At 42.6% G+C, this 10478-nt stretch carries 3 protein-coding genes; all 3 read right to left on the bottom strand.

Annotated features, from left to right (window positions below):
• On the bottom strand, positions 1-684 hold a 684-nt coding region (locus AC1DPQ_RS07155; protein WP_477608563.1), incomplete at its 3' end, for a tetratricopeptide repeat protein.
• Between the two features lie 46 nt (positions 685-730).
• Positions 731-1705 carry a PorP/SprF family type IX secretion system membrane protein gene (locus AC1DPQ_RS07150; RefSeq protein ID WP_477608562.1) on the bottom strand — a complete coding sequence of 325 codons (975 nt, stop codon included), beginning with the start codon at positions 1703-1705 and terminating at the stop codon, positions 731-733.
• Positions 1706-1763: 58 nt separating this feature from the next.
• The gene (locus AC1DPQ_RS07145) at positions 1764-10361 is read right to left on the bottom strand and encodes a Calx-beta domain-containing protein (RefSeq protein WP_477608560.1); all 8598 of its coding nucleotides are present in this window, start codon (positions 10359-10361) and stop codon (positions 1764-1766) included.
• Positions 10362-10478: the final 117 nt, after the last annotated feature.

Genomic DNA, 10478 nt, shown 5'->3' with positions numbered 1-10478 from the left:
CAATTGAATACTATCGTTTGGTGAGCTTTTGAGGTACAATTTCAGGTAGCCATTGCCAGTCCAGCCATATACTTTTTTATCAGGTTCTTTTGAACCGTCGAATTTTAAAAAGGGTTTACTTTCCTGAGATACCAATAGGTTATTTGACCTATCGGAAGTGAATACAACCCCACCTTGATAGTTAACCGCCCCCCAATCAGATTGCGTACTATTTAAAGCTTTTTGATTGATCAGTTCGATTTTTTTAGGATTTTTGATCCATTTCAATGCCGAATCGCAAGAGGAAAGCCAAACAGTCTGCTGTTTTTCTGATATATTTTGTTTTTTACTGATATAATCCAAATACTGGGCTTTTGCCTCGCTATATTTTGAATTGTGCTGTAAAGCTTTGGCATAATCAAGTGTGTTTTCGATATTACTGCCCGGCATTTTAGCCACAATGGCATACCAGCTTTCTGCCTGCTTATAGTTGTAAACAAACGAATAAGCCATTGCCAAACGCTCGGCCGCATGTAAAGTTTCTTTCTTTTTATAGGCTTGTTCGTATAAATCAATTGCCTTGGTGTAATTAAACAGCTCATACTGTTTGTCAGCATCTTTTAAAACATACTGTGCATTTGCCAAAAAACTGAATGCAAATAAACAATATGCAGAAAAGCAGGTACCTATTAAAAATTTCTTCATTATGTTGTTCTGGTCATTAGGTCAAAAATATTTAATATTATCTGTTTTAAAACACCCTCGGCGTTGCCATTCTGATGTTTGATCTGATGAAGGAATAAGCGATCGAAATCTCATGCGTTCCGCTACTATAGCCCTGTAAAGGACCTATTGAGAAATCGTAACCATAACCGATCCTGATTTTATCTGATGGAAAAATCTGTATTGCTGCAACAGCAGAGTTTCGGGGTGTAAGGTCTCGCTGCAGATAACTTTTATCATACAGTTTTACTCCGGTCCGGTAGGAACCGCCAACCCACAGATATTCTTTAATCAATAAGAATGCATTTACATCTAAACTGGTTGGGCCGCCACGGTCATCCTTTAACAGAAATGAGGGTTTGATCTGAAAATCTTCCGAAAGTGGGAACAGTGCTCCGGCTGTAAGGTAATAATGTGGTTTAGGCTGTGGGATAAAAGCATAACGATCGATATTGATGTAAGTGGCAATCAGGTTATCTACCGAAAAACCAGCATAGTATTTGTCGTTTGCAAAATAAACCCCTGCCCTGGCATCGGGCACAATGGTACTTTGCACCCCTACTGGTTGATTAGGTTCTGGATTGTTTGGATTGAGCATAGAACCATCGATACCCAACTGCACCATTCCAACGCCAAGGCCAAGCGCCAATCTCGAACTGCCATCATCATTCATCCTGATGCGGTACGAATAATTACCGTAAATGCTCAGGTTGGTCTGTGCGCCAAGTTTATCGCTCGCTACCTGAAGGGCCAAGCCTACGTTACCGCTGTTTGCAATGGCATCTACCGCCAACGACATGCTTCTCGGTGCCCCGGTTATCCCCGTCCACTGGCTCCGGTAAAAGCTATGCACATTCAGTACTTCTTTGTAGCCTGCATAAGCTGGATTGATGTAAATTCCGTTAAACATATACTGACTGTACTGGGCGTCCTGTTGTGCGGATGCCGGCCTCGAAAGCAATAAAAACGAACCCGCTATTAACAATATTAATTTCTTCATCATCTTAATATCTTAAAGTGCAGCCCGATTTTAAAAACCTGACTGCACTAAGCCTCTTATCTTATTTTTTAAACGCTCTGATTAATGTAATGTAACCTTTAAACACTTCGTACTGATCGCTTCCTGCTTTTTTAACACGCAATAAGTAGTAGTAAGTACCTTCGTTTAATCCCTCACCTGTCCAGTTGTTCTGGTAACCTTTGGCACGGAATACCTCATTGCCCCAACGGTTAACAATCTGCAGTTCGTTAACTGGGTATTGGTTAATGCCCAAGATTTCGAAGGTATCATTTATACCATCACCGTTTGGCGTAAACAGATTAGGTATGGTAAGGCCAGCGAAGTTAGCCGTTAAGGTTACCGCTGCCACATTGGTATAATAACCATAGGCATCTTTCACCCTATAAGTAAAGGTATCATCGCCGGTGTAACCAGGATCAGGTGTGTAGGTAATCGTACCGTCAGCGTTTACCGTTACTTTACCATGTTGAGGCCGGCCTACAACTTCTACTGTTAATTTATCAAGGGTAGAATTTCCAGGATCATCATTTGCCAATACATTAATGGTAACCGATTTATTTGCCACTGTACCACCAACATCATCAACCGCTTTTGGCGATTTAGGGAATGCAATAACTGTTGCAGCATTATTGTTTTCGGAGGTTCCTGAAACATCGGTTACATTAACACCACCAAGTGTTTTGGCATTTACCGTTGCGGTATTGGTTACTGTTCCCAGGTCTTTATCGGCCTGAGTTAAGGTGTATACTTCAACATCGGTTGTAGTCGCTCCCGGAGCAAGTCCACCAGTTACTGTGATCACCTTGTTGTTTAAACCAAGCTTAGCATCGGTTAAAGTAATGGTATTTAAAGTATTGGTTCCTGTGTTCTTAATTGTAAACGTATAGGTTACCTGATTACCGCTAAATGCCGCTGTTTTAACCAAAGCTATAGCACCCATCACTGGAATCTGCGTTACAGTTGCCGTATTGTTGTTTTCAGCTGTACCAGAGATATCGCTAACTGAAACATTTGCCGGTGTTTGACCAGTAATGGTTGCACTGTTGGTTACGCTTGCAGCATCTTTATCTGCTTGTGTTAACTGGTAAACATAACTATCAGTTACTGTTGCGCCTGGAGCAAGTGTGCCAGGAATTACCCTGTTTAATCCAAGTTTAGCGTCCACTAAAGTGATGATGTGCAGGGTTACATTTCCAGTATTTTTAACGCTGAAATTGTAAGTAATGCTATTTCCATCAGTACTTAGCGTACCTGTTTTAACCAGAGTGATGGTAGATGCCGGAGCAATTAACGTTACGGTAGCGTCATCAGCAGCAGGCGTACCCGGATCGTCTGATCTAGGTTTATTCAACGTACCACCGTTTGGCGTTTGTGCTGTTGCCGAAGCCTGGTTGCTAAACGAACCTGCATTTACCTCGGTTAAGGTAATGGTGTGCCTTGCGGTTACCGTAACACTTACGCCTGGTGCCAGACTTGCTATGCTAACCGGAATGATTGATCCTGCATCGGCACCGACATCTGTAACCGCCACATTTGTTAGGGTTACGTTGCCTGTATTGGTTACCACAATGTTGTAATTAATTACATCGCCAACCTTGCTCACCGTATTGGTAGCTGCTTTGGTTAAACTTATTGCTGGAGCTGCTACCAAGCTTACCGTTACCGGAATAGTTACGGTAGTAGTACCACCTTTACCATCGCTTACAGTTACAGTGAAAGTATCGTTACCCACATAACCAGAAGTTGGTGTATAAGTATAAGTACCATCAGTATTTACCACTACTGTACCATGTGCTGGCGGAGTGCTTACTGTAAAAGTTAAAGCGTCGCCATCTACATCGCTTGCGGTTATTGTTCCGCTGGCTGCTGTATTTTGCGGTGTGGTAATGGCTGGCGAAGTTGCTACTGGTGCATCATTTACCGGAGTTACAGTTACTGAAATGTTTACTGTTGTTGTACCACCCTTACCATCGCTTACTGTCACGGTGAAAGTGTCGGCACCATTATAGTTAGGTGCTGGCGTATAGGTGTATGTACCATCCTTATTTACCACAACTGTACCATGTGCAGGAGGCGTGCTTAGCGTTAAGGTAAGTGGATCACCATCTGCATCGGTAACCGTTATTGTTCCGTTAATCGGGGTATCTTCAGGAGTAGTAATGGCAGGTGCACTTGCAACAGGTGCACGGTTATCTCTAATGTTAACAGTAGCAGGTATTGTACTTGCCGTGATTAATGCATTATTTGTTGTTGCATTCATCGTTAAAATTACCGTTTCATTTCCTTCGTTAAGATTATCATTAAGTACAGGAACAGGAACTGTTACCGTTTTTTGTCCGGCAGGTATGGTTACTGTTGTACCTATTGAAGTATAATCTGCACCACTTGTTGCTGTACCTGTTACGGTATACGTAATCTGCGTATCGGTTGTTGATACGTTACTTAAAGTAAAGGTAAACTGACCAGGTGTTGAAGGTTCTGCTCCATCGGCTGTTGTGCTTACTGTAACTGTTGTATTTGATCCATCCAGAATATTAATCGTTGCAGGAGCATTGCTTACCGTTACCGCAGGATTACCCGAAACGGTTAAGGTACCAATTACGGTTTCTGTTCCTTCTACAACTGCATCAGCTGATACCGGAATCGTAATGGTTGCCGTAATTTGACCAGCAGGAATAGTGACCGTTTTGGTTACAATCGGACTGTAGTCGCTGCCTTCTGTTGCTGTGCCACCTAAGGTATAAGTAAGCTGCGTATCGGTTGCTGATGCTTTACTTAATGTTACAGTGAAGGTTCCATTTACAGGCCCACTTTCGTTACCGTTTATACCTGCGGTAATTGTTGCTATCGAAGCATCGTTATCGATAATGGTTGTGCTTGCCGCATTTGTAGCAATAGTTACCAAACCACCTGTTATATTGCTAATGCTTGCGCTAAATGTTTCGTTCGTTTCAACAATATTATCATCGTTAATTGGAACGGTAAACGTTAAGGTAGCACCGGCAGCAGCACCTGCAGGGAATGTTAATGTTCCGTTAGTGGTGGTATAGTCTAAACCAGCTATTGCCGTTCCGTTGCTTGTTGCATAATCAACTGTAAATGCATTTTGAACAGCTGCATTTAAGGTAACGGTAAAGGTAGCAGTACCTGCCGCTTCGTTAACCGTTGGACTGGTAGAGATACTCACACTCGCATCATTGTTATCGGCAATATTGATTGTTGCTACAACATTGCTCACACTTACTGCTGGGTTTCCAGCGCTGGTTAATGTAGCTATAACTGTTTCAGTACCCTCAACAACCGCATCTGTTAATACCGGAATGCTAATGGTCGCTGTGGTTTGACCCGCAGGGATGATAATGGTTTTGGYAATCGCAGTATAATCGCTGCCCTCGGTTGCTGTACCTCCTAAAGTATAAGTAATCTGGGTATCGGTGGCGGATGCTTTACTTAATATTACGATGAACGTTCCGTTTGCAGGGCCGTTTTCGTTACCATCAATACCTGCCGTAATGGTAGCCACTGCAGTATCGTTATCAATAATGGTAGTGGTTACCGTACCCGTAACAATGGTTACCAATCCACCTGAAACATTATTAATTGTACCACTAAAGGTTTCGTTCGGTTCAACAATACTGTCATCATTTATTGGAACGGTAAACGTTAGGCTTGTGCCCGCAGCAGCACCAGCAGGGAATGTTAACGTTCCGCTGGTTGTGGTATAATCGAAGCCTGCAGTTGCAGTTCCATCACCAGTAGTGTAAGCTACCGTAAATGCATTTTGAACAGCAGCACTTAGTGTTACTGTAAACGTGGCTGTTCCTGCCGACTCATTAATGATTGGATCAGTTGAAATACTTACTGTTGCCGTATTGTTATCAATAATATTAATACTAGCCGGAACATTACTGATTGTAATTAAAGGATTACTAGAAGTTAGCAATCTAGCAATAACCGTTTCAGTACCTTCCACCATTGCATCGGTTAATACCGGAATGGTAATCGTTCCAGTAGTTTGACCTGCAGGAATGGTAATGGTTTTGGTTACAATTGTGCTATAATCGCTGCCTTCAGTTGCTGTTCCTGTTAAGCTATACGTAAGCTGTGTATCGGTAGCTGATGGATTATTCAAGGTAACTGTAAATGTTCCGTTAACCGGTCCGTTTTCATTTCCTGATGTACCTGGCGTTATCGAAGCAATTGAAGAACCACTATCGGTAATATTCACTGTTGCAGGTATAGTGCTGGCAATGATCGAACCGTTGTTCGTCGCGGCATTCATGGTTAAGATAACCGTTTCCGTTCCTTCCACAATATTATCATTTAATACCGGTACCGATACAGTTGCCGTAGTCTGTCCGGCTGGAATAGTTACGCTATTACCAATAGCTGTATAATCGGTTCCGCTGATCGCCGTTCCACTTAGCGCATAGGTAATTTTGGTATCGGTGGTCGATATACGATTTAACGTAAAGGTAAACTGACCTGATGTAGCAGGCTCGGCTCCATCTGCTGTTGCAGATACTGTTACCATAGCATCTGTATTATCTGTAATGTTAATGGTTGCCGGTGTACCGCTTACTGTTACCAATGGATTTCCAGAGCTCGTCAATGTCGCAATAACAGTTTCGGATCCTTCAACAATTGCATCGGCCGATACTGGAATAGTAATTATTCCAGTGGTTTGACCAGCAGGAATGGTGATGGTTTTGGTTACAATTGAAGCGTAATCACTTCCTTCAGTTGCTGTTCCACTTAAAGTATATGTAATCTGGGTATCGGTAGATGCTGGTTTACTCAAAGTAACTGTAAATGTTCCGTTTACTGGCCCACTCTCGTTTCCTGAAGTACCTGGCATAATACTTGCCATAGACGAGTCGTTATCGGTAATGGTTACCGTTGCAATACCGTCTGCAATGGTTACCAGTCCACCAGTTACATTACTGATTAATCCGTTGAAAGTTTCGCTTGGTTCTACCAGATTATCATCAATAACCGGCACAGTAAAGGTTAAGCTCGAACCTGCTGCAGAACCTGCAGGGAACGTTAATGTTCCGCTGGTTGCAACATAATCTAAGCCAGCAACTGCTGTTCCGTTCGACGTATTATAATCAACACTAAATGCATCCTGTACTGCTCCGCTTAAGGTTACGGTAAAGGTTGCCGTGCCTGAAGCTTCATCTACATTGGTTTGGAATAGTGAGATACTCGCAGCTACCGAATTGTTATCCAGAATATTAATGGTTGCAGGCGTATTGTTTACCGTTACCAAAGGATTATTGGTATTTGTTAAGGTAATCACCACCGTTTCATTTCCTTCTACCACTAAATCAGTTACCACAGGGATCGTTATTGTTCCTAAAGTTTGACCAGCTGGTATGGTAATGGTTCGGGTAATCGCGGCATAATCGTTGCCTTCGGTAGCTGCTCCGCCAACAGTGAAAGTAATCTGGGTATCAGTAGATGATGGATTACTTAATGTCACGGTATATGATCCGTTTACTGGTCCGTTTTCATTTCCATTTGTACCCGCTGTGATGGTTGCTACTGAAGTGTCGTTATCTGTAATGGTTACAGTTGCCGATGATGTACCAAGGGTAACTACGCCACCCGTAACATTGCTTAGTGCGGCACTTAATGTTTCTGATGGTTCAACGATGTTATCATCATTAATTGGAACCGTGAACGTTAATGTTGCACCTGCCACTGAATTTGCAGGAAAAGTTAAAGTTCCACTAGTGGGTGTATAATCTGCACCTGATGTTGCGGTACCATTGGCAATAGCATAATTCACGCTGAAGCCATTCTGTACGGCATTGCTTAAAGTCACAGTAAAGGTTGCTGTACCTGCGTTTTCATTAATTATTGGAGTGGTTGATAGGTTTACTTTAGCCACATCTTCATCAATGATATTAATTGTTGCCGTTGTGTTATTCACCGTAATTACCGGATTGCTTGAAGCTGTTAAGGTCGCAATTACCGTTTCGGTACCTTCGGCCAATACATCTGCCATTACCGGAATAGTAATGGTTCCTGTGGTTGCACCTGCAGGGATGATGATTGTTTTGGTAACGGCACCATAATCGGCACTTTCTGTTGCTGTTCCGCTTAAGGTGAAAGTTAATGTTGTTGGTGTAGCTGATGGATTACTTAGCGTAACATTAAACACTCCATTTACAAGACCATTTTCATTGGCATTGGTACCAGCAGTGATGGTTGCCACCGCGCTATCATTATCCGCAATATTTACAATTGCCGGACTTGCACCGATAGCAACTTCTGCCCCAACCACATTACTTAATCCAACGGTAAACGATTCTGAATTTTCAATCAGGTGATCATCAATTATCGGAATAACTACATTGAACACTGTACCTGCCGGCGAATTTGGCGGGAAGGTTATGGTTCCACTGGTTGAGGTGTAATCTAATCCAGATAGCGCTGTTCCGTTTGCTGTTTTATAATCAACAGTAAAGCTATTTTGAACTGCAATATTTAAGGTAACCGATAAAGTAACGGTACCAATTGCCTCGCCAATGCTGGCTGCGTTGATCGAAATACTTACGTTAGCTGTATTGGCATCGAGAATATTGATGCTTGCGGGCGTGGTATTTATTGTAATGGCAGGATTATTCGACGTACCCAAGGTAGCAATAACCGTTTCGGTACTTTCTGCTACTGCATCAACAATTACAGGAATACCGATTGTTCCGGTAGTTTGACCTGCAGGGATCGTAATCGTTTTGGTTACGATGTTAGTGTAATCGGCTCCCTCTGTTGCGGTTCCGCCCAAAGTATAGGTAATCTGTGTATCGGTAGCCGATGGATTACTTAAGGTTACTATAAATGTTCCGCTCACCGGACCAGTTTCGCTACCATTTGTACCTGGGGCAATGCTGGCCACAGCAGTATCGTTATCTGTAATGGTAACATTACTTGTTGACGTTCCTATGGTTACAAATCCACCTTGAATATTGCTTAGTACAGCACTCAAAGTTTCTGATGGCTCAACCAGATTATCATCACTAATCGGAACCGTGAACGTTAATGTTGCACCTGCCGGCGAATTTGCAGGGAATATCAATGTACTTGTAGTAGCGGTATAATCTAAACCAGCTGTAGCTGTTCCATCTACCGTTTTATAATCAACACTGAATGAGTTTTGTACTGCTGTACTTAAAGTAACCGTAAAGGTTGCCGTTCCAGCCGCTTCATTTATTGTTGGTGTGCTAGAAATGCTTATGGTAGCGGTATTGTTATCGAGAATATTAATGTTAGCAGGATTATTATTTACACTAACCAATGGGTTGTTTGAAGTACCCAAAGTAACTACAACCGTTTCTGCTCCTTCTACTACCGCATCTGCCAATACCGGAATAGTAATGCTTCCCGTAGTTTGACCAGCTGGAATGGTGATGGTTTTCACAATTGTGGTATAATCAATTCCTTCCGTTGCTGTTCCTCCTACGGTATAAGTCAGCTGTGTATCGGTTGCCGATGGATGACTTAAGGTTACCGTAAATGTTCCATTTAGCGGACCGTTCTCATTACCATTTGTTCCTGCCGTAATAGTGGCAATCGCGGTATCGTTATCCGTAATATTAACCGTTGCTGGTGTTGTACTTGCAGTAATAGAAGTATTGTTTGTTGTGGCAAGCATGGTTAACACCACAGTTTCGGTTCCTTCTACCAGGTCATCATTCAATACCGGCACACTCACCGTAGCAGTTGTTTGTCCTGCCGGAATGGTTACCGTTGTACCAATTGAGCTATAATCGGTTCCGCTTGTGGCAGTTCCATTTACCGAATAAGTAATCTTTGTATCTGTTGTAGAAACATGACTCAGGGTAAAAGTAAACTGACCTGCAGTAGTTGGCTCTGCACCATTGGCAGTAGCCGTTACCGTTATTGTTGCGGTGGTATTATCGGCGATATTGATACTTGCAGGTGTATTGCTTACCGTTACCAACGGATTACCAGAGTTAGTTAAGCTAACCACAACGGTTTCTGTTCCTTCAACAATATTATCGGTTAATACCGGGATAGTAATAGTACCAGTAGTTTGTCCGGCTGGGATAGTGATCGTTTGCGTTACAATCGGACTATAATCGCTACCCTCTGTTGCTGTACCAGCAAAAGTATAAGTAATGGTGGTTGGCTGTGATGATGGATTGCTTAAGGTAACTACAAATGTCCCATTCACCGGACCATTTTCAGCACCATTTGTTCCAGCAGCAATAGTGGCAACCGAACTATCATTATCAATAATGTTAACTGTAGCTGGCGTTGTACTWGCYGTRATTGAAGCATTRTTKGTKGCAGCWGCCATAGTYAAAATAACYGTTTCMGTRCCTTCTGCAATRTTATCRTYCARTACCGGTACACTTACTGTTGYWRTKGTTTGTCCGGCAGGGATRGTTACYGTTRWTCCGATTGCGGTATAATCTACTCCGCTTGTGGCGGTTCCACCAACACTATACGTAATCTGTGTATCAGTWGTWGMTACATTACTTAAGGTAAAGGTAAATAAACCTGGTGTAGTTGGCTCTGCCCCATCGGTTGTTGCCGCAACACTTACCGTTGCTGTAGTATGATCAGCAATATTAATGCTTGCAGGACTATTGTTTATTGTTACCAATGGGTTTCCAGAGGTAGTTAATGTAGCCAATACAGTTTCTGTTCCTTCTACTATTGCGTCGGTTAATACCGGAATGGTAATGGTCGCTGTAGTTTGTCCCGCTGGGATAATGATGGT

The sequence above is a fragment of the Pedobacter sp. 01T416_2 genome, assembly GCF_056398925.1.
The sequence above is the reverse complement of the archived record's forward strand: the minus strand, read 5'-3'. Positions and strand labels throughout refer to the sequence as shown.